Raw genomic sequence first — 23025 nt, forward strand, 5'->3', positions numbered from 1 at the left:
TCGAGCAAGCTCGACTCTACGGTCTGGGGCTCCGCAACCGCATGGCGATAATCACCACCAGCGCAATCACCCAGCAGGCATAGATGGGCTTGTCCCACCCGTCATAGGTGCTGTGCGGACTGGAGATGAAGGCCAGCGACGCGAGCCACGCACAGAGCAGGCCGGGCAGGCGCGCGCCGCGCCAGATGCAGAACGCAGCAAACACCAGCAGCGGCCAGGTAAAGATGACGGCGGGCGTGAACGGTGCCAGCGAAACAAAGGCCACGCAGGCAGCGAAGACCACGCTGCACCAGGCAAGTACCCGCAGCGTCCGTGTTGTCATGGCAGCCTCCGGTCATCCGTTGACGGTCGGGGCGATGATAGTGGTTTCCGCTGGGGTCAGAGCCCTTTCCTGCGGAAAGGGATCCGACCCCGTTGCCGACCCCGCTTCCGGTCAACGACCGCGCAGGTAGAACGCGACCGGCACCATCACTTCCACCGGGTCGCCGGCCACTTCGGCCGGCGGCACCGGAACCGGGCTGGCGCGCTGCACGGTTTCCAGGGTTTCCTGGTCCAGCAACGCGAAGCCACTGCCGCGCTCGATGCGCGCGGCGGACACGCGCCCGTCGCGGTACACGGCAAACCGCACATACACCACGCCCTGCTGGCGCAGGCGCTCGGACTGGCGCGGGTAGCGCCGGTGCTGCTGCAGGTGGCCCAGCAACAGGCCCTGCCAGGTGGCGTTGGCGCGGCTGCGCTCGCCAGCGGTGGTCTGCTGCGCGGCGTATCGCGTGGCAACGTCGGCGGGAACCTCCGGCGGTGCGGTGCTGCGCTCGACATTGGCGTCCGCGCTGTCCTGCGCCGTGCTGGCCGGCACCTGCGGTTTCGGCGGCAGATCCCCCTGCGGCTGCGGCGGCACTTTGGGCACGGGCGGCGGTTGCGGCGTGGTTTCGCGGCGCTGCTGTTCCTGCTGCAGCGGCCCGGTCGGCAGCGCGCGTGGCGGAGCCGGTGGCGCCTGCACGGTCGGTGCCAGCTCCAGCATCAGCGCGGCCGGTGGCGCTGCCGTGGGCGCCGGTGCAGCGCGCGCATGCCACCACCACACGATGCTGGCCAGCACCGCGTGTGCCAGCAGCACGATCGCCAGGCTGGTCGCCCAGCGCCGCAGCGTGCTCATCGTGCGCCCTGCTCCAGGCCAACCAGGGCCACCTTCAGGTAACCCGCCGCACGCAGTGCATCGAGGGTGGCCATCAACTCGCCATAGGGCACGCGCTGGTCGGCGCGCAGGTAGATGCGCTGCTCCGCATCACCGTGCGTGGCCGCCTGCAGCGCAGCGGACAGGCCGTCGCGCGCGACCGGCATTTCGCCCACGCGCAGCGACAGGTCGGCCTGCACGGTCACGTACACCGGTGCCTGTTCGCTCGGCGTGGCCTTCGCGCTGCTGGCCGGCAGCTGCACCGGTACCGACACGGTGGCCAGTGGCGCGGCCACCATGAAGATGATCAGCAGCACCAGCATCACGTCGATGAAGGGCGTGACATTGATCTCGTGCGCTTCTTCGGGCGTGTCGTCGCGGTCGGATGCGGTCCTGATCGCCATTCAGTGCACCGCACGCAGTGCACTGGCAGGAGCACGCGCAGCGGCACGGTCCAGATCGCGCGAGACCAGCTGCTGCACCGCCGCCGACAGATCACCCAGCAGGCCACGCAGGCCAGCCAGCACGCGGCTGAAGTGGTTGTAGACCAGCACGGCGGGAATCGCCGCGACCAGGCCCAGCGCGGTGGCCAGCAACGCCTCGGCGATGCCCGGTGCAACCACCGCCAGGTTGGTGGTGTTGCTGTGGGCGATGCCGATGAAGCTGTTCATGATGCCCCACACGGTGCCGAACAGGCCCACGAACGGCGCCACCGCACCGATGCTGGCGAGTACGCCGATGCCGCGCCGCTGCACGCGTGCGGTATCCAGTTCCAGCCGGTCCAGGCGCGAGGCGACGCGTTCCTTGATGCCGTCACGGCACGCCAGGTCCTGCGACAGGCGCAGTTCGCTGCGTGCCGCCTCCAGCATCGCCGCCGCAGTGCCTTCGGCCAGCGCAGCATCCACATCGCCGGCCGGCAGGCTTGGCGCCTCCAGCAGCCGCGCGCGGGCCGCACGCAGCGCGCGCGCCTGCCGCGACAGCTCCCAGCCCTTGGCCAGCAGCACGGTCCAGGTGGCCAGCGAGGCGACGGCCAGCGCGATCATCACGGCTTTGACCACCACGTCGGCGGCCAGGTACATGCCCCACGGGGTCAGGGCGGGTGTGGCCAGGGGCGCCAGGTCAGCAGGCAGCATCGTCGGGGGTTCCATCAGAATCATGAGGAGACGCGCGGCGGCGGGCCGCGCGGGGTTCGGCATCGTCCACTTCCACCAGCGGGGTGGGATCGAGCCGCGGCGCTGGCCGGCTCAGTACGTAGCCGGCGCTGGCCGCAAAGAACAGGCCCACGCCCAGCAGCAACCGCCAGGAGGGATGCGCGCCCCAGCAGAACAGCGCGAAGCCCACCGCCATGCCGGCGCTGGCGAACGCCTTGCCCTTGCGCGACACCGCCCCCTGCTCGCGCCACAGGCGCAGCGAGGGGCCATAGCGCGGATGGGCCAGCAGGCGCTGCTCGAACTTCGGCGAACTGCGGGCGAAGCAGCCCACCGCCAGGATCAGGAAGATGGTGGTGGGCATCACCGGCAACAACGCACCGATCACGCCCAGGCCGACCATCAGCCAGCCCAGCGCGAACCAGAGCCAGCGCATCAGCGGTGGCCGCTCATGCGCCGAATTCCACTTCGACATGGCCATGCACGCTGCGGAAGGCCGCGTCGGCGGCGTCGATCACCTGCTGTTCCTGCTCGGCCGACAGCGGCACCGCGTCCAGCGCCGCCGTGAACTCGCGCCAGTGGCGGGCGGCGCCATCGGGGTGTGCCGCCAGGTGGCGGGCACCGAAATCACGGTCCAGGCCCAGCGCGGCGGCCATCTTGTACAGCACCGTGCCGCCCAGGTTGGAGCCTTCGGCCACGTACAGCCAGCCCAGCGCGGCCGGCAGCGGCAGGTCCGCAGCCAACGGCGTGATGTCCTGGCCCGGCAGGGTCTGCTCGAGATCCTGCAGGTCGTTGCGCACCTGCTGCAGGCGGCGGCGTTCGTGCAGGGCCGGCAGCAGTGCGTCCAGCGCGGGGCTGGCGTAGAGCGCGTCGATGCTGCGGTGGAAACGGTACTGCACGCGCAGGAAGCGGGCGAAGTTGCCACGGTCGGCGAAGATGTCACCGGCCATGATGCGCTTGTCGAGCGCGCCATGACTGTCACGGGTGGCGGCCTTCAGGCGCACGCTGCGGCTGTCGTCGGGGGAAGTTGTCGCGGTCATCGGGGGGTGCCAGGGGGAAGCGTCGATCATGAGACGTGCCACGAGGGGGTTCCCCCAAGACGGCATGCGTCGATAATGCAGCTTACCTTTCCCCTGCCAGGCAGTTTCCAATGATCACCACCGAACCGAGCATGACCAACCTGTTCCTGCAGCTGGGCCTGGACGCCAGCGCCGATGCCATCGCCGGGTTCATCGCCCAGCACCAGCTGGCCACGGAAGTGGAAGTGGCCGACGCCCCGTTCTGGAGCGATGCGCAGCGCCAGTTCCTGGCCGAATCGCTGCAGGCCGATGCCGCCTGGACCACCGTGGTGGACGAGCTGAATGAAGCGCTGCACGAAGACGCGGTGAAGGCCGCGCGCGGGTTGTAAGCGCGCCAAAGGAAACGCCGGGCATGGCCCGGCGCTACCGTTTCATCTGCGCGATCCGCCGGGCATGGCCCGGCGCTACCGTTTCATCTGCGTGATCCGCCGGGCATGGCCCGGCGCTACCGTCTTTCTGCCTGATCCGCGCTACCGGTTTTCAGTAGATCCACGCCATGCGTGGATGGCCGGTCAGTACTTCCAGGTCAACGCCAGGCGCGCGGTGCGGCCCGGGGCCGGCATCACGCCCAGGGCCAGCGGGTCCAGGTAGTAGCGGTCGGTCAGGTTGTCGACGTTGGCTTCCACCGACAGCTGGTCGTTGAAGCTCCAGCTGGCGAACACGTCCACCAGGGTGGTCGGGCGGTACAGCTGCTGGATCGCCGACAGGCCGACGTTCCATTCCTTGTCCAGCTTGCTGATCGGGCCGGCGTTGTGGACCACGCGGGTACCGAAGGTCAGCCGCTCGTCGAACAGGCGCGAACCGACGGTCAGGTTGACCATGTAGCGCGGCGGGTTCTGCGTGTTGGAGTACGAACCCTCGAAACCACCATCGACGCAGTCGGGCGTGTTGGCCAGTTCCTCGATCCTGCGCTGCACGCCATAGGCGCGACGCTCGGCGGCGATGTCCGGTGCGCAGGTCTTGGCCTTGAAGTAGTAGTGCGCCGACAGATCGGCGAACAGCTTGCCGCTGTCATAGCTGGACTGGAACTCCAAGCCCGACACCTTGAACTGGTCGACGTTGCGGATCAGGCCGGCCGACAGCGTGCGGTAATCGCGGGTGATCAGGTCGTCGATGCGGGTGTCGAAGTAGGCCAGCTTCAGCGCCAGGCGGTCGCCGGCGGTGAACAGGTCGTGGCGGATGGTGCTGGCGCCCAGTTCCCAGCTGCGCGCACGTTCGGGCTTGAGTTCGGCCACCGGCTTGGCGGCGGTGAACAGCCCCAGAGTGGTCTCGAACAGGCTCGGCAGCTTGGTGCCTTCGGCGTACTTCAGGTAGACCAAGCTGTCTTCGCTGAAGCGGAAGGCGACGCTGGCGGTCGGCGAGAAGGCGCTGTCGCGGCGGCGGATCGGCTTGGACCAGGTCCAGCTGACCGGCACTTCCAGGTCTTCGGCTTCATCGGCGTCGTAGAAGTTCCAGCCGCCGATGTCAGCCACGGTACCGCGCTCGTAGGGCGAGGCCAGCAGCGAATCCTGGGTGAAGTTGCCGTTGGCATCGGGGTACCAGTTCAGCAGGGCGATGCGCTTGGCCCGCCACGACGGCAGGCTCGGGTCGCCGTTGAGCAGTTCGGTGTAGCGGTACTGGCCCTGCACCTCGTACTGGTCGGGGGTGGCCAGGCGGTTGCGGTCGTGCACGTCCACGCGGTTCCAGCGGCCACCGGCCTGCACTTCCCAATGCTCGTCCGGTGCCCACTTCAGCGAGGCCACCGCACTGTATTCCTTGCGCTCGGCGTTGCGCAGGAAGCGGTTGTTGACCAGGTCATCGTGCATGATCGGGCCGGAGCTGCCCGGCGCGATGTCCTCGTCGCTGTAGGCCAGGCCATAGTCGAGGGTGAAGCGGCCGGCGCTGGTCTCGAAGATCGAGGTGTTGCTGGCGTCCAGGCCGAAGCGCTTCTGCCGCAGCGGATTGCGGTAGGCGTCCTTGTAGCCGGGGTTGCCACTGAAGCTCGGTGCGTCGTACCACTCGGTGCGGCGGTCGTAGTACCACGGGGTGATGCCGGTCAGGTTGTTGTACATCACGCTGTCGGTATCGGTGTACCAGGCGTTGATGCGCAGGTCGACCTTGTCGCTGTCCGGGTTGAAGCGGTATCGCGCGCTGTAGCTGTCCATGTCGACGTGGCCCGGGTCCCACTGCGGCACGCGGTCGCGGTCCACGCGGGTGATCTGCGAGGCCATGATCTCGCCCGCCGTGCCTTCATAGCGGCGGTAGCCCAGCTCCAGGGTCTGCACATCATCGATGCGCCAGGTGCCCTTGAGCAGCGCCGACTTCGACCGCGAGGACGTGTTGAACACTTCCGTGCGCGGCAGGTTCAGCGGTGCCAGCGTGCGCCGCGTCTGCGGAAAATCGTCGTAGCCGTGCTTGCCCGAGAAGTAGTTGCCGTTGTCGCGGTACGCATAGGCGGCGACCAGATCGAAGCGATCCCAATGGCCGGCGGCGGCGACGTTGAAGAACTGGCTGCCGCTGGCACCCCGGTCGGTGCGTGGTGCGGCGTCGTAGCCCGGCAGGTTGTTGGCGCTGTTGTTGGCCAGGCCACCACGCACGCGTACGCCGACATCGCGGCCTTCGCGCAGGACGTCGTCGACGTTCAGCGTTTCCATTTCCACCACGCCACCGATGCCACCGGAGGCGTTGGCCTGCAGGCTCGGACCCTTGGTGATGGTCAACCGCGAGATCAGGTCCGGGTCCAGGTAGGTGCGCTGCGACTGGCCGGCGTAGCCACGGTAGGTGTCCATGCTGGACTGGCCGCCGTCGATGATGACCGGCACGCGGCTCTGCCCCTGGATGCCGCGGATGTTGACGTCGAAGCCGTTGCCCACGCGCGGATCGCCCGCAGTGACGCCGGCCACGCCCTTGACGATGTCGCCGTTGGACGTGCCGCGGAAGCGTTCCAGCTGGGTACGGTTGATCGTGGTGGTGGAACCGACGCTGCGGTAGCTGTCGAGCAGGCGCGCTTCATCGCTGACCGCACCGCCTTCGATGTGCTCGCCGGACACGCTCAGCGTGTCGGTGACGATGACGCCGTTGCCGGCCTGTGCCGGCGCCGCTTCCAGCGTCACCGCGTCGCTGCCGACCCGGCGCGCGACCAGGCCGCTGCCCTGCAGCAGGCGCGACAGCGCATCACTGGCCGACAGCGTGCCGCTGACCGCCTGCGAGGTGACACCGTTGCCGAGCGTGGCCGGATAGGCCACCTGCACGCCGGACTGGCGCATGTAGGCGCGCAGCGCGCCATCCAGCGGCTGGGCAGGAATGTCGAAGCGCAGCAGCGCGGCGGGCGCGGTGGTGCTGGACTGGGCCAGCACGGTCGGCGCGGTGCCGGCCAGGCCAGCGGCGAGCAGGGCGATGCACAGACGGGACGGGCGCGGCGCGCGGCCCGGACGACGGAAGTCGGACATGGGAAACCTGTGAGGGGAACGGAGCCGCGGGCGCGGCGTCATCCGCGCGGGGCGCGGACACAACGACGTACGTGGCGGCGGCGGGTACGTTCGCTGGGTAGGACGAATGGGGCGCGGGGAACCCCAAGGCCGATTCATCCACACGTGGTGTGGATCTACCGGTGCGTGATGCAGTAGAGCCACGCCATGCGTGGCTGCAGGGTTGCCGATCGATTCATCCACGCATGGCGTGGATCTACCGGTGGACGATGGCTACGCCCAAGGGCAGGCGGGTGACCTGCAGGCCTGCGGTCGCGGCCAGCGTGTCCAGCGCCTGTTCCGGCTGGTCGATGCGCAGGGCCGCGCTGACTGCCGGCAGGTGCGACAGGTCACCGCGCACGAAGGTCGGGCCACGGCGATAGCGGCCCACCTCCTGCACGGCATCGGCCACCGTGGCGTCATCCAGCAGCAGCTCGCCCTGGCGCCAGGCGCCGACGCGGTCGGCAGCCACGTCCGCCAGGCGGGTCACGCCGCTGTGTGCGCCGTACATCGCGCGCTGCCCCACCTGCAGGTAGGTCCAGCCACCATCGATCGGGTTGGCCACGCGCACCCGTCCCTGCCCCACTTCGGTTTCCACCGTGCTGTCATGGCGGGCGACGGTGAACGCAGTGGAGATGTCTTCGACCACGCCATTGCCGGCGGCCACGCTGAAGCGGCGCTGCGCATCCGGGGTCACCTCGAACCAGGCGCGCCCCTGCAGCAGCTCGATACGGCGGGCGCGTGCATCGAAGTGCACGGCAATGGCGCTGTCGGCATCGAGCACTGCACGGCTGCCGTCGGGCAGCTGCACCGCCTGCACCTGGTGGTTGCTGCGATGGTCGGCCTGCAGGCGCAGCCAGGCGTCGGGGGCGGTTACCAGCAGCGCCAGAGCGGCTGCTACGGCGGCGGCCCAGTGCAGGCGGCGGCGGGAACGCACACGCCCACGCGCCGCCGGAAGCGTTGCGGCTGTGGCCGCTGCCACCGGCGATGCGCCGAGGCAGCGCCACAGGCGCCGTTCGTGCTCGAAGGCGCGACGATGCCCAGGCTGCGCCAGCCACTGCTCGAACGCCTGCATGCGCGCATCGCTGTGCTCGCCGGACGCCAGGAACACGATCCAGTCCCGGGCCTGTTCGGCCACGGGGTCGTCTGCGCGGGCGCTGGAAGGAGAGTGCGGGCTCATCGGCTGGCAGGCGGGCGCGGTCAGGCGCAGTGGAAAGGACGGAACCGCACTGCGGCCCGTGGATCAAGACGTTCGTCGTGCAGCGGCCCCCAAGGGCGATTGATCATCGACCCTCGCGGGCCCAGGCCAACCGGGCCAGGGCGCTGCGCACGTGGTTTTCCACCGTGGTGACCGACACGCCCAGGCGGCGGGCGATCTCGGCCTGGGTCAGCCCCTGCAGCCGGTTGAGGCGGAAGATGGTGCGGGTCGGCTCAGGCAGGTGCCCGGCGGCATCCAGCACCCGCTGCAGCTCATCCTGGGCCATCACCTGGTCTTCGGTGGACACCTCGTCCTCCTCCTGCCACAGGTAGTGCTCGGCCAGCAGGCGGTTGCGGCGCGTCGACTCGCGGCCATGGTCGGTGGCCAGGTTGATCGCCAGGCGGTACAGGTAGGCACGCGGGTTGTCGATGCACTGCTGGTTGTCGACACCACGCGCCTTGAACCAGACCGCCTGGATCACATCCTCGGCACCACTGTCGCCGCCGAGGATGCGCTGCACCCGGCGCAGCAGCGCTGGCCGTTCACGGATCAGCAGTTCGGTGAGGGTGGCGGCATTGGAAGGCATGCGCGGCGGACGGGACAGACGGGGGCGGCGCGCATGCTACTCCGTAAATGCGAATCAGTCACGTTTACACCTCCGTCACCCCCGCTCCTAGAGGCAGTCGGTCAGTGCCTCATAGGCGCTGACCGTACTGCCTGGCAACGAGGCATCCAGTGCGTCGTCGGGCGACCCTGCTTCCCACAGCTGAAGGAGCTGCTCGAGCGAGGTGCCGGCAGCCAGCGGCAGCTTGCAGGCGTACATCGCGTGGTCAACATCGATCTTTCCGGTCTGCCGCACCCACGTCTGGCTACCAGCAAATGTCCAGACGCAGCTGCCAACGGCCCCCGAGGCCTGATGCACCGAACAGCGCAGACGCATGGCGCGAAGGTTGTAGTACTCGCCCTCGCAGAAGGTGTCGCCGCAGATGTTGTCAAACCCCCTTTCAAGGCGACGCTCGGCGGCAACGAACCTCGCGTGGCCAGCGCCTGGAGCGGGATAGTCCCGGGCATCCACATACAGCGGCCCCGCCTGGGCAGTTCCTGCCAGCAGCAGAGCGCAGGCCAGCCCTTGTCGCACGTGCGCGCGCATCAGCCTGTCCTCCCGGTGTTGCCGATGCACCCGGGCAGTACGTCAAACAGCCCATGGTCGAGCCCGGGCAGAGGCGCCGACAGGCCTCCCGGGGCATCCAGCGCGGCATGGAAGGCCTCAACCGGCACTCCCGGGCGAAGCTCCAGAGGGCAGGCCCAGCGCCTGTTGTCAGCGTGTACCTCGCCACTGTCGGCGTCCACCGACAGTTCGCTGGCCACCACCACCCATACGCATCGCTGCACGGTACCGCGATGGGCCAGCACGGCACAGCGGAACTGCAGCACCTGGTAGTTGCTGTAGTCACCCTCGCACCAGGTATCGGCGCAAAGCCGGTCAAACTCCCGCTGCAAGGCCGACTCCAGCCCATAGGCGCGGTCCCAGTTGGCCTCCGGCCGGGGGTAGTCGATCAGGTCGACGTGCAGGCCACGGGCGAGCACGGGCAGGGGTGCCAGCAGCAGGGCGACACAACAGCACCAGCGGTTCCAGTTCATGGCAGGGCTCCTTGGTATGGACGTCCAGCCTGCCCATGCGGCGGGGAGGAGCCCATCGGGGAACCCCGCCCCGGCCCCTCCGGCGGGGACCACTACGAAGGTCGGCGCTGCCCTACCCTGCACAGCGCCCGGCAAAGGCATAAAATGGTCAGCTATCCGTCCACATCCCCCACCTGGAGCACACCATGGGTCTGGAACTCGTCTCGCCCGGCAAGAACCCGCCGGAAGAAATCAACGTCATCATCGAGATCCCGAAGGACTCGGAGCCGGTGAAGTACGAAGTGGACAAGGAAACCGGCGCGATCTTCGTCGACCGCATCCTGTCGACCCCGATGCGCTACCCGTGCAACTACGGCTACGTGCCGAGCACCCTGTGCGGCGATGGCGACCCGGCCGACGTGCTGGTGGTGCTGCCGCTGCCGCTGGTCCCGGGCTCGGTCGTGCGTTGCCGTCCGGTCGGCGTGCTGAAGATGAGCGATGAAGCGGGCAGCGACGAGAAGATCCTGGCCGTGCCGGTCTCGAAGATCTTCAGCGGCTACGCCCATGTCGAAGACATCGCCCAGGTGTCCAGCCACTGGCTGGAGCGCATCGGCCACTTCTTCGAGCACTACAAGGACCTGGAAAAGGGCAAGTGGGTCAAGCTGGACGGTTGGGGTGGCGCGGCCGAGGCCAAGCAGATCCTGATCGAGGCGCACCAGCGCCACCTCGACAGCAAGGCCTGAGCCTGAACAGGATCGCTCCGGTGCTGCGCGCCGGAGCGATGCTGGTCACGTTTCAACACTGCGGGCCATCACTGTTGGCGCCGTATTAGGTAAATTGCGTCACTTCACACGTCATCGATGCACACCGTCGAGACAGCCAGGGGAATGTGTCGTGCGTATTCTGCTAGTTGGGGATTCAGCCAGCCTGCCGGCTGAGCTGAGCGAATTCATTGCCGATCTTGGGGAAGAATGGCAACCGCTGACCGCCGTCGATGGCCACACTGCGATGACCGCAGTGGCTGCGCAGGGCGTGGATGCGGTGATCGTCTGCCCGCAGCTGCCCGATCTCAACGCAACCACGTTGCTCGGCCAGATCCGCACGCTGCGGCCTGAAACCATCCGTATCGCGCTGGTCGATGCCCAGCATGGCAACCGGCCGCCGCCGGCGCGCCTGATCGGCGTGGCCCACCGCTTCCTGCCGCTGCCGCTGGCGCCGGAAGTGCTGCTGGAAGCGCTGACCAGCCTGGAAGAGCTGCGCGACGTGCTGGACAGCCCGCGCCTGCGCGATGCCATCGGCCGCATCGAGAAGCTGCCCTCGCCGCCGCATCTGTACCTGAGCCTGACCCAGGCGCTGGAACATGACGACGACACCGACAGTGCCGACGTGGCCAAGCTGGTTGCCGCCGATCCGGCGATCGCGGCCAAGGTGCTGCAGCTGTCCAATTCGGCGTTCTTCAGCCAGGGCCGCACCATTGCCGACCTGCGCACCGCGGTGACCCGCCTGGGCCTGGCCACGCTGCGTGACCTGGTGCTGGCCAGCGAAGTGTTTTCCGCACCGACGCTGTCCACTGCCGAGCGCAATTCGCTGCAGCAGCGCGCGCTGATGGCCTCGCGCCTTGCCGCGCGCCTGCTGCCCGAATCCAGTGCCGAGCTGGGCGCGACGGCCGCCCTGCTGGCCGATATCGGCCTGCTGCTGCCGGGTGTGCGCAACGAGCGCAGCGAACCGGCGCTGGCCGACGATCCGCGCCCCGGCCATGCCGAGGCCGGTGCCTACCTGCTGGGCCTGTGGGGCCTGCCGATGCCGATCATCGAAGCAGTGGCCTTCCACCTGCAGCCGCAACGTGCCAACACGCGCAGCTTCTGGGTGACCGGTGCGGTGCACGTGGCCCTGGCGCTGGTCAACGGCGACCCGGTGGACGAGGACTACCTGCAGCGTGCCGGCGTGCTGAACAAGCTGCCGCAGTGGCGCGAGCATGCCAACAGCCTGATGGGGCTGGTACCGACCGAGGCCTGAGCCTGGCGGCGCGGGCAGAGACCAGGGGGCAGGCCGCGAGGCCTGCCCTTTTTTCATGTGCGCGTGCCACACGGCAGGCGCCGCACAAAGAAAGAGGGCGGACCTTGCGGCCCGCCCTCCTCTACTACGTACGTATTGCGACGCTTCGATGGATCAGAAGCGCTGGGTGTACTTCATGTACAGGAAGCGACCCACGTCGAAGCCACCGTAGTAGGCGAACGCCGAGTTCGGGGCCGAGTACATCAGCGGACCCTTGTGATCGAACACGTTGTTGGCGCCCAGGGCGATGGTGGCGTCCCACGGTGCCTTCCAGCTGACCTGCAGGTCGTGGAAGGTGTTGGAGCCGGTCTTGCGCAGCGGGTCAGCCTCGCCGTTGGCGTAGTGGTTCGGCGCATTGCACCAGAACTCGCCGGTGTCGATGCAGCCTTCCTTCATGCCCGAGTAGTAGCGAGCGGTGTAGTTCACGCCGAAATCGCCGTACTGCCAGTTGACGCCGAGGTTCGAACGCACGCGGAACAGGCCGGCTTCGCCGACGCGACCGATCGTGATGGTGTCGCCGTCGCTGTTCTGGCCTTCTTCGTCGTACTTGGACATGTAGCTGGTCGTCCAGTCGATGTTGAACTGGCCGATGGCCAGCTCCGGCAGGCGGTACTTGACACCCAGGTCGAAACCTTCGGTTTCCATCTTGCCGAGGTTGGCGGTGCCGTAGGTGATGGCGCTGACGTGGCCGTCATTGCCACGGACGACGTCCGCACAACGGGCCGAGTTGCCCAGCACGTAGCAGTCACGCAGGATGCGGTCGACGCTGTCAGCGATGATCATGTCGCTGATTTCGTACTTGTACCAATCCAGCGACAGATCCAGGCCCTGCACGAACTGCGGGCTCCACACCAGGCCGAAGGTGGTGCTCTTCGAGGTTTCCGGCTTCAGGTTCGGGTTGGCACCGGAGATGAACTGGTCACCCGACTGGCACGGCAGGGTCGAGCAGACCTTGCCAGCCTGGCCCACCTGGGTGTAACCGACCGGCACGCCGGCCGAGTTGCACGCTGCGTTGCCGTTGACCGAACCCGGAGCGGTGATGCCGCAGGGATCGATGTACGACTCGAAGCTCGAGCTCAGGCCACCGTACAGATCGTTGATGGTCGGAGCACGGAAGCCTTCGGCGTAGGTGCCGCGGACCAGCAGGCCGTCCATCGGACGCCAGGTCAGGCCGAACTTGCTGTTGGTGGTGCCACCGAAGTTGCTGTAGTCCGAATAACGGCTGGCAACGTTCAGGGTCAGTTCCTTGGCGAAGGCCACGTCAGCCAGCAGCGGCACGTTCAGTTCGAGGTAGACCTCGTTCAGATCGTACTCACCACGGGTCGGCTTCTGGCCCAGGCCGGTGGACTGGCCCGACTGTGCGAAGGCGTCCGGCACGTAGCTGCCTTCTTCCTTGCGGTGCTCGACACCCAGGGCGAAGCCCAGGTCACCGGCCGGCAGGGTCACGATGGAACCGGCCAGGTTGGCGGTGAAGCTGGTGGTCTTGGTGATGCCGCGGGTGGTGAAGGTCGGGAACAGGAAGTCCTGCAGTTCCGGGTCAGCCAGCGAACCCTGGCCTGCAACGCCGTACGGCAGCAGCGGGTTCCACGGGCGGCAGCCCGACAGCGACGGGTCCAGCACGCCCTTGACGCCGCACTGGGCAACGCCGTTGTCGTCGATGTACGAAGCGCCCAGGGCCTGGCGGGCACCGATCAGGCTCATGTCACCGCGGTTGGTCTTGATCGACTCGTTGCGGTTCCACAGTGCGCCGACGTCCCAATCGAAGGTCTTGCCGGCGAAGTCGAAGTAGCCGCTGACGGTCGGCGCGAAGCGCAGGGTCTTCAGCTGGCTGTCGGTGGTGCGCGGCACTTCCCACAGGCGACGGCGGAAGCTGACGTCCTGGCCCTTCACCGGGTTGAAGGCACTGCTGCCGCTCAGCGGGGTGTTGATGTCCGTCGAAGCGGACTGGTACGGATAGCCGGCGATCTGCTGGAACGTCTGGCGCTCGTTGTAGAGCAGGTCAGTGTTCAGGCTGATCGAATCGGTGAAGTCGTAAGTGCCGTTGATGTAGACCGACTTGCGCTTCACGCCGGTCAGCAGGGTCATCTGCTGGTTGGCATTGGCGTATTCGTCTTCGGTCAGCTCGTGGTAGTCGGCTGCGTTGGTCGGGTCGCCGCCCTGGTTCAGGGTCTGCCACACCGCGGTCTTGCCGTCTGCACAGTTGTACAGGGTCGGGTTGCACCAGGTGCTGTTCTGGCTGACCGGGCTCCAGTCTGCCGAGGTCGAGTTCGGACCCAGCGCGCCATCACGGCTGTACCAGCGGTCCTTGGCCCACACCGGATCCTGCTTGTTGTACTCGGCCGACAGGGTCAGACTGCCGCGCTCACCGCGGGCACCCAGGGTCATCGAGTAGGTTTCGGTGTCGCCGTCGCCGTCGCCGTACTGGCCAACGTAGACCTGCGCTTCGCCACCGTCGAAGTTCTTGCGGGTGATCACGTTCACGACGCCGGCGATGGCATCCGAACCGTAGATCGAGGACGCGCCGTCCTTCAGGATCTCGATGCGCTCAACGGCCGACATCGGGATCTGGCTCAGGTCCTGCAGGCCGGAGGTGGAAGCGCCCAGGCGCTTGCCGTTCATCAGCACCAGGGTGCGCTCGGCGCCCAGGTTGCGGATGTCGACGTAGTAGCCGCCGACGTTCTCGCCCGAAGCCAGCGACTCCGAACGGGAGATGGCCGGGGAGCCGGCCGAAGTTAGGTTGTTCAGCACGTCAGCGACGCTCGAGAAGCCCTGCTTTTCTAGGCTTTCACGGGTCATCGTCAGGATCGGCTGCTGCGTCTCCATGGCGGCGCCGCGGATGCGCGAACCGGTGACCGAAATACGATCGAGGTCGGTGGTGCCAGAAGCCGCTTCCTGGGCGGAAGCGAACGCAGGCGTCAGCGCCAGCGCAATGCCGGCCGGCAGCAGGCCGAGACGCACTGCGGGATTACGGAAGTTCATCAATCTCTCCAAGGTACGTGTTAGCAGCGTGTTAAAACACCCCAGCACGTTACGATTGCGTTGCAGCGCTGTATTTGCGCGACACACCCGGAGACTTTGCTGATTGTGGCGGAAGCTTCGCGCCGTTTTCACGAAAACGCGAAGCAGAGGTGCCATAGCGCGCGCGGAAGGCGCGGGCGAAGCTGCAGCAGTTGTCGAAGCCGCTGGCGGCAGCCACCTCGCCCACCATCATGTCCGTGTCGCGCAGCAGGTCTGCGGCACGCTCCAGGCGCAGGCGTGCGGACAGCGACTGCGGGCTTTCCTCGTACAGGCTCTGGAAGGTCTTGGAGAGGTACCAGCTGGAGAAGTTGGTCAGCTCGGCCAGTTCGCCGATGCGCACCACACGGTGGCTGTTGCCTTCCAGGTACAGGCGGGCGCGCTGCATGCGGCCGAATACCTGGCGCTTGCGGCTGCGCGAGCGGCCCGGGCAACGCTGCACGTTGTCCGCCATGCTGCGCTGCAGGCCGGCCAGGTGCAGCAGCAGCGGGCGCAGTGCCGGCGCCGGCAGGCCATTGGCCAGCGCATCACGCCACAGGCGCAGGCCGACACGGGCGTCGCTGCGGCTCATCCGGCCACGCCCTGCGTACAGGCCGCAGTCGGCCATCTCGGCCAGCACGCGCAGCGATTCGGCGTTCAGGCTCAGGCCCACGCACAGGCCGTTGCGGCCGGCCTGCACCAGCGGGCGCGATTCCTTCTCGAACGCGATCCATTCGCCCTGGCGCAGCCGGAAGCGGCCTTCCTTCGCCTCGACCCAGGAGGTGCCACGCACCTGCATCCACACCGTGAAGCTGGTGCCGGAGGTCTGCAGGCTGCCGAGACGGGCCACGCCCAGGCAGGTCGGCGAGACGTCGTCGATGGCCTTGTCGAGGGACACGGTTTGGCCGCGATCGGCCAGGGAGAGTTGACGCATGGAGGCACCACGGATTTGCCAAGTACAGGCCACCGTTTTGCCCAATCAGGTGCCTCCGCGTCAGGAAAGTCTGACGAGATCGCCACGAATTCGCGACGAGATCCCCACGAAGAAGTTACGAAGGCCCATTCTCTTTGAAAATCATGAACTTGCTGAAGGCCGGAAACAGCGGCGGCGGCTGCCGGGGCAGGCGCATGACGCCGATGTCGGCGCCGTCACTGACCGCCAGGGCGAGGTACAGGTCGTTTCCGTCAGCGCTGGCACTCAAGCCATTGCCAGCACTCAACCGCTGCGCATCCAGGCAGCGCTCCGGCTGCTCCTGGCCATCGCGCATGCGCACCAGCGTGGTGGCACAGGCATTGCTGGTGCCCAGGTAATCGACGCCGCCCTGCCCCGCCACGGTCCAGGTCCGGTAGCGCCAGCGGCTGGGCCGGTCCTGGCTGATCTGCTGGACGCTGTCCGGCGCCAGCGCCGGATCGATCGACCACAGCCCGCTTGCGGCCAAGCGGGTGAACACCACGCGCCCGCCGCTTCGGTCAAAGCGGGCCTGGGACACGCCTTCCACGCTGGCCAGGCGCCGCCACGGTTGGCTGCTGCGGTCGAACAGGCTCAAGCGGGTGGCCTGGTCCGCATCGCGCTCCAGCACCAGCAGCTGATCCGGGTTTGCCCCGTACAGGACCTGCAGGGGCTGCTCGACCGGCACCGGCAACAGCTGCAGCCGCTCGTCGCGGGGAGCGATCTCATAGACCACCGCGTTGCCGTGCTCATCGCGGCCTACCACCAGCACCTGGCGGCTGTCCTCGGACCAGTCCGGGGCCTGTCGGGCTTCCGGGCGCAGCCCTTCGATCGGCCGCAGCGAATCAGGCCGCTGCAGGTCCGCCCACCACAGCGCGAAGCTGCCGGAACGGTCGGAACTGAAGACCATCTGGTGGCCATCGGGGGCCAGCATCGGCTGCCCGTCACGCCCACTGGAGGCAAACAGGCGCTCGCTGGCGCCGGTCGACGGCACCCTGAACACGCCGAACTGGGCGCGGCGATGGACGAAGGCGAGCATGTCGCCGCGTCGCGACACCGCCGGCCATTGCGCATCATCCAGGCCGGCATCACGCAGGGTGCGCCGTGCCACGTCCAGGTAGTACAGGCGCGCTTCGCTGTCCACGCGGCGGCCGAACACGATGCTGCGGCCATCGCCGAGCCAGGCCCAGCCGCGCAGTTCCGCCGCCTCGTTGGTCAACTGCTCGGGCGTGCCGCCCGCAGCCGGCACACGCCACAGATCGCCCAGCTGCGGGTTGCGCACGAACACCAGCCAGCGGCCGTCCGGCGAGTAACGCGGGGCGTAGTCGAAATCGTCCTCGTCCACGGCGTAATCGAGCGCACGCCACTGCCCGGTAGGCAGGTCCAGCACGCGGATGCCGCGATGGGCGTAACGGCCCACCATGCTGCCGAACACCAGGCCACGGCCATCAGGCGTCCAGTCGAAGCTCAGCAGTTCGGTGCCATCACAGCGGGTGGCCTGGCGCAGCGCGCCGCCCGTGGCACTGGCCACCAGCACCTGGCAGCTGCCGCCAGCGCCGAAACGCGCAAAGGCGATCTCGCGGCCATCCGGCGACCAGGTGGGGAAACGGTCGTTGGCACCTTCCGGCGGCGACAGCAGCTGGCGCGCCGGCGCATTGCCGGAGGTCTGCACCTTGATCGCGTTGCCGCCCTTGCCGTCCTCGTTGGCGCCTTCATAGGCGACCTGCGAACCGTCCGGCGACAGCGTGGGATAGGTCTCGAATCCAGCGGTTGCGGTGATCAGCCGGTACGGGCGCTCGGGGCTGCCGATCACGCGCGTGCCATCTTCCACGGCGGCATCCACCGGCGAACTCACCGGGGACGGACGCCGCACCAGCAGCACGGTCATCACCAGCAACGCCAGCAACATGGCAATGCCCAGCGCCAGCAGCAGGCGCCGGCGCCAGTAACGCCAGCGACGGCGTGCCAGCGACGGCGCAGCAGGCGGCGGCGTTACCAGCGCAGCATCGAGGGCATCAGCCAGCGGCAGCGTTGCGTCTTCCACGCCTTCCGGCGCTGCATCGGCCAGCACCTGCACCGGTACAAGCAATCGATAGCCGGTCTTGGCGATGGTTTCGATGTACGCCTGGCCGTTGTCCTGGTCGGTGCTGAACGCCTTGCGCAACTGCGTCACAGCCTGGGTCAGCACATCGTTGGTCGGCAGCGTATCCGGCCACACTTCGGCGAACAGTTCTTCGCGCGTGACCACGCGCCCGGGTTGACGCAGCAGCACGCGAAGCACGCCCAACGCCTTCGGCGTCAGCCGACGCGGACGACGCGCGCCCACGACATCGACCTCTCGCGAGGACAATGTCACGGTGCAATCGCCGATGCGTATGCGATCGGCTTCAGGCGGCTGGGTTTCGCTGCTGGTCATCTGCTGCTACAGGTTTGAAACGGGCCACGGAAACAACGATGGGTCGATACCACTCAGTCCGGGGCACAGCGAGAAGCCAGATTCCGCAAAAAGCATCAGCGCATACCGCAAAAAAAACCAAGCCGACGAATATTAGCCTATGCAGGTTACCTCGCCTACGCGTGGACGACATCAGGCTCTCTCTCGCCGACGCATTCACATAAGCAGCAACATCATTCGCGCCCTTCTGGGCGCGAAATTTTTATCTGACGTTCATTTTCAGAGCCGCCGGATCATGGTCAGGCCGACCAGTCGCGAAACCACCAGAGCGACGTACATAACCCCGGAAAACTGCTCCAGCATGACCAATGCGCGTGCCTGCGGATGCAGCGGAACGACGTCGCTGAGCCCTACCCCCGACAGCAAGCTGAAGCTCAGATAAAGCAGCTCCATCCACGTGCGTTGAGGGCCCTCTCCGCTGCCCTGGAAACTCCCCGGATACCACTGCTGGCACACTGCGAATGCGAACGCGAATCCCCACGCCAGCAACGTGAACGTGGCACCGGCAGCGAACAGTTCATCGCGGGTGACCTTGTGGTCCTGCAGCATGTAGGCGATCAACGCGCCTGCCGTATAGAAATACAGCAGGCTTTCCAGCAGCTGCGCCGTGGTGCCCAGCGCCGGGCGGTCCAGCAGCGCACCGGCGATGGAAAACACCACTGACGGGATGGCCAGCACCAGCGCCAGCCATGTTCCCAGCGGGCTGCGCTGCACCACCCACAGCGCCAGGCCGAGCACGGCCATGCCGAACACGCCGAGTGCGGCACGCCCGCCTGCAGTGTCATCCAGCGCCGGGTACAGCAGCACGGCAATCAGCTGCGCACCCAGCAACCAGGCAGAAGGATGACGGCGGGCGATGGCCAGCCAGCGGGTGGTGATGGCAACGGGCATGGCGTCCTTCCCCTGGTCGATGGCGCGAGGATAGCCGGTGCAGCGTGACGCATGCGCGGTGATAGCGCCGGGCCGTGCCCGGCAGTTTCCACAGACCGCTGCGCTCGCCGGGCATGGCCCGGCGCTACCGCTGCCAACCGGCCTCGGCGTAGTCGCGCACATCCTGGGTGATCTTCATCGAGCAGAAGTTCGGGCCACACATCGAACAGAAATGCGCCTGCTTGTGTGCATCCTTCGGCAACGTTTCGTCGTGGAAAGCCTTGGCCTTTTCCGGATCCAGGCCGAGGTGGAACTGGTCTTCCCAGCGGAATTCGAAGCGTGCCTTGCTCAGTGCGTTGTCGCGCACCTGCGCACCGGGATGGCCCTTGGCAAGGTCTGCCGCATGCGCCGCGATGCGATAGGCCATGATGCCGTCGCGCACGTCCTGCCGGTTGGGCAGTCCCAGGTGTTCCTTCGGCGTCACGTAGCAGAGCATCGCCGTGCCGAACCAGCCGATCATCGCCGCACCGATGGCGCTGGTGATGTGGTCGTAGCCCGGCGCGATGTCGGTGGTCAGCGGCCCCAGCGTGTAGAACGGCGCTTCACCGCATTCGCGCAGCTGCTTGTCCATGTTTTCCTTGATCAGCTGCATCGGCACGTGGCCAGGGCCTTCGATCATGGTCTGCACATCGTGCTTCCAGGCGATCTTCGTCAGTTCGCCCAGCGTTTCCAGCTCGCCGAACTGCGCCGCGTCGTTGGCATCGGCAATGCAGCCCGGGCGCAGTCCATCGCCCAGCGAGAAGGTCACGTCATAGGCCTTCATGATTTCGCAGATCTCTTCGAAATGCGTGTAGAGGAAGTTTTCCCTGCGGTGCGCCAGGCACCACTTGGCCATGATCGAGCCGCCGCGGCTGACGATGCCGGTCACCCGGCTGGCGGTGAGCGGCACATAGCGCAGCAGCACGCCGGCGTGGATGGTGAAGTAGTCCACGCCCTGCTCGGCCTGTTCGATCAGCGTGTCGCGGAAGATCTCCCACGTCAGCGCTTCGGCGCGGCCGTCGACCTTCTCCAGCGCCTGGTAGATCGGCACGGTGCCGATCGCCACCGGCGAGTTGCGGATGATCCACTCGCGCGTTTCGTGGATGTGCTTGCCGGTGGACAGGTCCATCACGGTGTCGCCGCCCCAGCGGATCGCCCACACCAGCTTCTCCACCTCTTCGGCGATGCCCGAGGACACCGCGCTGTTGCCGATGTTGGCGTTGATCTTGGTGAGGAAGTTGCGGCCGATGATCATCGGCTCGCTTTCCGGGTGGTTGATGTTGTTGGGCAGCACCGCGCGCCCGCGGGCGATTTCATCGCGTACGAATTCGGGGGTGATGATGTTCTGGATGGCAGCGCCGAACGATTGCCCCGGATGCTGCTGCAGCAGCACAGCATCACGGATCGCTTCCAGCCGCTGGTTTTCGCGGATGGCGACGAATTCCATTTCCGGCGTGATGATGCCGCGCCGCGCGTAATGCATCTGGGTGACGTTGGCACCGGCACGCGCACGCCGCGGCAGGCTGCGCGCGGGGAAACGCACGGGGTCGAGCTTTGCATCGTGTTCGCGGCCACGGCCGAACGCAGAGCTCAAGCCATCAAGCTGTTCGGTATCGCCACGCTCCTCCACCCAGCCACGGCGCAACGCCGGCAGCCCTGCGGAGAGATCGATCTGCACCTCTGGATCGGTGTACGGGCCGGACGTGTCGTAGACGGTGACCGGCGCGTTCTCGCCGCCGCCGAACAGCGCGGGCGTGCGCGCCAGCACGATTTCGCGCATGGGCACGCGCAGGTCCGGGCGTGAGCCGGGCACGTGGATCTTGCGCGAACCGGCAATCGGCTCGGTCACCGAGGCGGAGAGTTGCTGGGCCTGTTGCTGCAGGGCGGAAAGCTGTGCGTTCATCGGGCATCGTCCAGAAAGGTCAGGGACGAAGCGGCGGCGCACTGCGCACCGCGCCCGGACGGTCCTTGGGCGGACTCCGGGCACGGCTGCACTGCAAAGCTTCCCTACGCCGGTATGAGCCGGATCAGGTTCCAAGGGACTATCTCAACCGCGACCACCAGGCCGCGGTACCCCCGCTTCTTGCCGCGCATTAGAACACAGAGCGACCGTCGTTAACGGAACGATGACATTCCGTTCAGTAACGTGATGCGGTGCCGCATGCGCGGCACTCGCTGCAAGCTCTGGCTCGCTCTCCTCAATCCCTTGATCGGAGAAGCTCCTTCATGGTGTTTCGCGTTTCCATTGCACTGGTTCTGCTGCTGGTGCTGCTCGCCGGTGTCGCTCCCGGCCCCTTCAACAGCGTCGTGCAGAGCATCCTCGGCGAACTCATCCGCGGCATCGGCTGGCTGTACCTGCTGGTCGTGTTCCTCGCGCTGGTGTTCCTGATGTACCTGGCGTTCGGCCGCTTCGGCAACCTGCGCATCGGCGGCGAAGATGCCGAACCCGAATTCTCGCGCGCCAGCTGGATGTCGATGCTGTTCGCCGCCGGCATGGGCATCGGCCTGGTGTTCTGGGGCGCGGCCGAGCCCATCTCGCACTTCAGCAAGCCACCGGAAGGTCTGGCGCCTGAAAGCATGGAAGCGGCGCGCGCTTCGATGCGCTACGCGTTCTTCCACTGGGGCCTGCACCCGTGGGCGATCTACGCGCTGATCGGCCTGGCGATGGCCTGGTTCCAGTTCAACCGCAATGGACGCGGCCTGGTCAGTGACATGCTGCAGCCGATCATCGGCCGCCACCACCGCGGCTGGATCGGCAAGGTGGTGAACATCGCCGCCGTCGTCGCCACCGCGATCGGCGTCGCCACCACGTTGGGCTTCGGCACCATCCAGATCGGCGCCGGCGTGGAGCGCATCTTCGGCCTGCATGCCGGCGTGCCGCTGCAGCTGACCATCATCGCGGTCGCGTTCGTGCTGTACATGGCCTCCACCCTGAGTGGCGTGGACAAGGGCATCAAGTGGCTGTCCAACTTCAACCTGGCGCTGGCGGCATTGCTGCTGGCGCTGGTGCTGGTGCTCGGCCCGACCGGCGCGATCTTCAATACCTTCACCACCACGCTGGGGTCCTACCTCAACCAGCTGGTGACGATGAGCCTGCGCATGTCGCCGTTCTCGTCCAGCACGTGGGTGGCCGACTGGACGATCTTCTACTGGGCGTGGTGGATTTCCTGGGCACCGTTCGTGGGTTCGTTCATCGCCCGCATCTCGCGCGGGCGCAGCGTGCGCGAGTTCGTGGTGGGCGTGGTGCTGGCGCCGACGCTGCTGGGCTTCTTCTGGTTCTCGGTGTTCGGCGGCACGGCCATCTGGTCGCAGATCTTCGGCCACGCCGATCTGGTGCAGGCACTGGGCAATGGCTACGAGACGGTGCTGTTCACCCTGTTCGACAGCATGCCGATGCCGTTGCTGCTGTCATGCATCGCGCTGGTGCTGCTGATGATCTTCTTCGTGACCTCGGCCGACTCGGCGGTACTGGTGCTGGCCAGCATGTCGACCGACGAGGCGGGCGATCCGCCGCTGAAGCGCAAGCTGGCCTGGGGCGTGGGCATCGCGCTGATTGCCGGGGCGCTGCTGCTGGCCGGCGGCCTGGATGCGTTGCAGGGGATGATCACGATTGCGGCGCTGCCGTTCGCGCTGTTGATGGTGCTGGTGATGGTGTCGCTGTACCGGGTGTTGGATGAGGAGTACACGCGGGAGCGGCGGCAGGCGCAGCGCCAGCGGCACATGATCGATGCGTGGATTGCGCGGGAGATGGCGGCGCAGGAAGAGACGCAGGCGGAGGCGGCGCGCGCGCAGGATTCGGATTGAGGGTGTTTTTTTGCAGGGCTTGCAGCCCTGCACCTGCAAAAGCCGAAGCAAGATCAAAAGCGGCTCTGGGTTGCTGCTGGTTGGGCGGGGCGGTGTGGGTGGGCAGGACACGCCGTGAACCTGTGGTGGTCAACCATTTCTGGACACTCTCAAGGGGTGTTCAGGCTGCCTGCGCTTCGTGGAGCGCAGGCGGGACC

The 23025-nt window shown here is 67.1% G+C and carries 20 protein-coding genes and 1 riboswitch; of the genes, 4 read left to right on the forward strand and 16 right to left on the reverse strand.

Going from position 1 to position 23025, the window contains the following annotated elements; genetic code table 11:
* Positions 1-16: 16 nt before the first annotated feature.
* From QMZ26_RS09880 to QMZ26_RS09905, 6 genes are all read right to left on the reverse strand, one after another.
* On the reverse strand, positions 17-283 hold the full coding sequence (locus QMZ26_RS09880) for a hypothetical protein (RefSeq protein ID WP_283221344.1): 267 nt from the start codon (positions 281-283) through the stop codon (positions 17-19).
* A gap of 150 nt (positions 284-433) precedes the next feature.
* Complete coding sequence (locus QMZ26_RS09885; RefSeq protein WP_283221345.1) at positions 434-1153, reverse strand: energy transducer TonB; 720 nt, start codon at positions 1151-1153, stop codon at positions 434-436.
* A complete protein-coding gene (gene exbD, locus QMZ26_RS09890) occupies positions 1150-1575 on the reverse strand; it encodes a TonB system transport protein ExbD (protein ID WP_283221346.1) in 426 nt (141 codons plus the stop codon). The genes QMZ26_RS09885 and exbD overlap by 4 nt, the downstream gene beginning before the upstream one ends.
* Positions 1576-2304: a tonB-system energizer ExbB gene (gene exbB / locus QMZ26_RS09895; protein WP_283221347.1), complete on the reverse strand. Its 729-nt coding sequence runs from the start codon at positions 2302-2304 to the stop codon at positions 1576-1578.
* On the reverse strand, positions 2291-2755 hold the full coding sequence (locus QMZ26_RS09900; protein ID WP_345782669.1) for a YbaN family protein: 465 nt from the start codon (positions 2753-2755) through the stop codon (positions 2291-2293). Before QMZ26_RS09900 ends, exbB begins: the two co-directional genes overlap by 14 nt.
* A gap of 13 nt (positions 2756-2768) precedes the next feature.
* The gene (locus QMZ26_RS09905) at positions 2769-3359 is read right to left on the reverse strand and encodes a biliverdin-producing heme oxygenase (RefSeq protein ID WP_283221349.1); all 591 of its coding nucleotides are present in this window, start codon (positions 3357-3359) and stop codon (positions 2769-2771) included.
* 110 nt (positions 3360-3469) lie between these two features.
* On the opposite strand from QMZ26_RS09905, the gene QMZ26_RS09910 reads away from it, so the two are divergent.
* Positions 3470-3727 carry a DUF2789 domain-containing protein gene (locus tag QMZ26_RS09910; protein ID WP_283221350.1) on the forward strand — a complete coding sequence of 86 codons (258 nt, stop codon included), beginning with the start codon at positions 3470-3472 and terminating at the stop codon, positions 3725-3727.
* A 183-nt stretch (positions 3728-3910) separates the two neighbouring features.
* Here QMZ26_RS09910 and QMZ26_RS09915 read toward each other — a convergent pair whose 3' ends face one another.
* From QMZ26_RS09915 to QMZ26_RS09935, 5 genes are all read right to left on the reverse strand, one after another.
* Positions 3911-6826: a TonB-dependent receptor gene (locus tag QMZ26_RS09915; protein ID WP_283221351.1), complete on the reverse strand. Its 2916-nt coding sequence runs from the start codon at positions 6824-6826 to the stop codon at positions 3911-3913.
* 235 nt (positions 6827-7061) lie between these two features.
* Positions 7062-8024 (reverse strand): FecR domain-containing protein, encoded by a 963-nt coding sequence (locus QMZ26_RS09920; RefSeq protein ID WP_283221352.1) that lies wholly within the window; start codon positions 8022-8024, stop codon positions 7062-7064.
* A 103-nt stretch (positions 8025-8127) separates the two neighbouring features.
* Positions 8128-8628, reverse strand: coding sequence for an RNA polymerase sigma factor (locus QMZ26_RS09925; RefSeq protein ID WP_079223135.1), 501 nt, complete (start codon positions 8626-8628; stop codon positions 8128-8130).
* Positions 8629-8715: 87 nt separating this feature from the next.
* Positions 8716-9192 carry a hypothetical protein gene (locus QMZ26_RS09930; RefSeq protein ID WP_283221353.1) on the reverse strand — a complete coding sequence of 159 codons (477 nt, stop codon included), beginning with the start codon at positions 9190-9192 and terminating at the stop codon, positions 8716-8718.
* Complete coding sequence (locus tag QMZ26_RS09935; protein WP_283221354.1) at positions 9192-9683, reverse strand: hypothetical protein; 492 nt, start codon at positions 9681-9683, stop codon at positions 9192-9194. Before QMZ26_RS09935 ends, QMZ26_RS09930 begins: the two co-directional genes overlap by 1 nt.
* 185 nt (positions 9684-9868) lie before the next feature.
* Between QMZ26_RS09935 and ppa the strand changes: the two genes are divergently transcribed.
* Together ppa and QMZ26_RS09945 are read left to right on the forward strand one after the other, a co-directional pair.
* A complete protein-coding gene (gene ppa / locus QMZ26_RS09940; RefSeq protein WP_005410935.1) occupies positions 9869-10405 on the forward strand; it encodes an inorganic diphosphatase in 537 nt (178 codons plus the stop codon).
* A gap of 151 nt (positions 10406-10556) precedes the next feature.
* On the forward strand, positions 10557-11678 hold the full coding sequence (locus tag QMZ26_RS09945) for an HDOD domain-containing protein (RefSeq protein WP_079223137.1): 1122 nt from the start codon (positions 10557-10559) through the stop codon (positions 11676-11678).
* 153 nt (positions 11679-11831) lie between these two features.
* Here QMZ26_RS09945 and QMZ26_RS09950 read toward each other — a convergent pair whose 3' ends face one another.
* The 5 genes from QMZ26_RS09950 to thiC all read right to left on the reverse strand — a co-directional run bounded on the left by QMZ26_RS09950 (position 11832) and on the right by thiC (position 20927).
* Positions 11832-14696, reverse strand: coding sequence for a TonB-dependent receptor (locus QMZ26_RS09950; RefSeq protein WP_283221355.1), 2865 nt, complete (start codon positions 14694-14696; stop codon positions 11832-11834).
* 49 nt (positions 14697-14745) lie between these two features.
* Positions 14746-15645 carry a helix-turn-helix transcriptional regulator gene (locus QMZ26_RS09955; RefSeq protein ID WP_283221356.1) on the reverse strand — a complete coding sequence of 300 codons (900 nt, stop codon included), beginning with the start codon at positions 15643-15645 and terminating at the stop codon, positions 14746-14748.
* Between the two features lie 115 nt (positions 15646-15760).
* On the reverse strand, positions 15761-18076 hold the full coding sequence (locus tag QMZ26_RS09960; protein WP_283221357.1) for a winged helix-turn-helix domain-containing protein: 2316 nt from the start codon (positions 18074-18076) through the stop codon (positions 15761-15763).
* Positions 18077-18334: 258 nt separating this feature from the next.
* On the reverse strand, positions 18335-19006 hold the full coding sequence (locus tag QMZ26_RS09965; RefSeq protein ID WP_079223143.1) for an ion channel: 672 nt from the start codon (positions 19004-19006) through the stop codon (positions 18335-18337).
* A gap of 124 nt (positions 19007-19130) precedes the next feature.
* Positions 19131-20927: a phosphomethylpyrimidine synthase ThiC gene (thiC, locus tag QMZ26_RS09970; protein ID WP_283221358.1), complete on the reverse strand. Its 1797-nt coding sequence runs from the start codon at positions 20925-20927 to the stop codon at positions 19131-19133.
* Positions 20928-21010: 83 nt separating this feature from the next.
* Positions 21011-21112: riboswitch (TPP riboswitch) on the reverse strand.
* A gap of 138 nt (positions 21113-21250) precedes the next feature.
* On the opposite strand from thiC, the gene QMZ26_RS09975 reads away from it, so the two are divergent.
* The gene (locus QMZ26_RS09975; RefSeq protein WP_283221359.1) at positions 21251-22828 is read left to right on the forward strand and encodes a BCCT family transporter; all 1578 of its coding nucleotides are present in this window, start codon (positions 21251-21253) and stop codon (positions 22826-22828) included.
* Positions 22829-23025: the final 197 nt, after the last annotated feature.

The organism is Stenotrophomonas sp. PFBMAA-4, from assembly GCF_030053215.1.
Classification (GTDB): domain Bacteria; phylum Pseudomonadota; class Gammaproteobacteria; order Xanthomonadales; family Xanthomonadaceae; genus Stenotrophomonas.

What these genes read in the sequence shown, in the direction of transcription:
- QMZ26_RS09920 (WP_283221352.1), bottom strand. Translation starts at nt 8,024, where the DNA reads ATGAGCCCGCACTCTCCTTCCAGCGCCCGCGCAGACGACCCCGTGGCC.
- QMZ26_RS09885 (WP_283221345.1), bottom strand. Translation starts at nt 1,153, where the DNA reads ATGAGCACGCTGCGGCGCTGGGCGACCAGCCTGGCGATCGTGCTGCTG.
- QMZ26_RS09965 (WP_079223143.1), bottom strand. Translation starts at nt 19,006, where the DNA reads ATGCCCGTTGCCATCACCACCCGCTGGCTGGCCATCGCCCGCCGTCAT.
- exbB (WP_283221347.1), bottom strand. Translation starts at nt 2,304, where the DNA reads ATGCTGCCTGCTGACCTGGCGCCCCTGGCCACACCCGCCCTGACCCCG.
- exbD (WP_283221346.1), bottom strand. Translation starts at nt 1,575, where the DNA reads ATGGCGATCAGGACCGCATCCGACCGCGACGACACGCCCGAAGAAGCG.
- thiC (WP_283221358.1), bottom strand. Translation starts at nt 20,927, where the DNA reads ATGAACGCACAGCTTTCCGCCCTGCAGCAACAGGCCCAGCAACTCTCC.
- QMZ26_RS09930 (WP_283221353.1), bottom strand. Translation starts at nt 9,192, where the DNA reads ATGCGCGCGCACGTGCGACAAGGGCTGGCCTGCGCTCTGCTGCTGGCA.
- QMZ26_RS09900 (WP_345782669.1), bottom strand. Translation starts at nt 2,755, where the DNA reads ATGCGCTGGCTCTGGTTCGCGCTGGGCTGGCTGATGGTCGGCCTGGGC.
- QMZ26_RS09960 (WP_283221357.1), bottom strand. Translation starts at nt 18,076, where the DNA reads ATGACCAGCAGCGAAACCCAGCCGCCTGAAGCCGATCGCATACGCATC.
- QMZ26_RS09975 (WP_283221359.1), top strand. Translation starts at nt 21,251, where the DNA reads ATGGTGTTTCGCGTTTCCATTGCACTGGTTCTGCTGCTGGTGCTGCTC.
- QMZ26_RS09935 (WP_283221354.1), bottom strand. Translation starts at nt 9,683, where the DNA reads ATGAACTGGAACCGCTGGTGCTGTTGTGTCGCCCTGCTGCTGGCACCC.
- QMZ26_RS09910 (WP_283221350.1), top strand. Translation starts at nt 3,470, where the DNA reads ATGATCACCACCGAACCGAGCATGACCAACCTGTTCCTGCAGCTGGGC.
- ppa (WP_005410935.1), top strand. Translation starts at nt 9,869, where the DNA reads ATGGGTCTGGAACTCGTCTCGCCCGGCAAGAACCCGCCGGAAGAAATC.
- QMZ26_RS09925 (WP_079223135.1), bottom strand. Translation starts at nt 8,628, where the DNA reads ATGCCTTCCAATGCCGCCACCCTCACCGAACTGCTGATCCGTGAACGG.
- QMZ26_RS09905 (WP_283221349.1), bottom strand. Translation starts at nt 3,359, where the DNA reads ATGACCGCGACAACTTCCCCCGACGACAGCCGCAGCGTGCGCCTGAAG.
- QMZ26_RS09915 (WP_283221351.1), bottom strand. Translation starts at nt 6,826, where the DNA reads ATGTCCGACTTCCGTCGTCCGGGCCGCGCGCCGCGCCCGTCCCGTCTG.
- QMZ26_RS09950 (WP_283221355.1), bottom strand. Translation starts at nt 14,696, where the DNA reads ATGAACTTCCGTAATCCCGCAGTGCGTCTCGGCCTGCTGCCGGCCGGC.
- QMZ26_RS09955 (WP_283221356.1), bottom strand. Translation starts at nt 15,645, where the DNA reads ATGCGTCAACTCTCCCTGGCCGATCGCGGCCAAACCGTGTCCCTCGAC.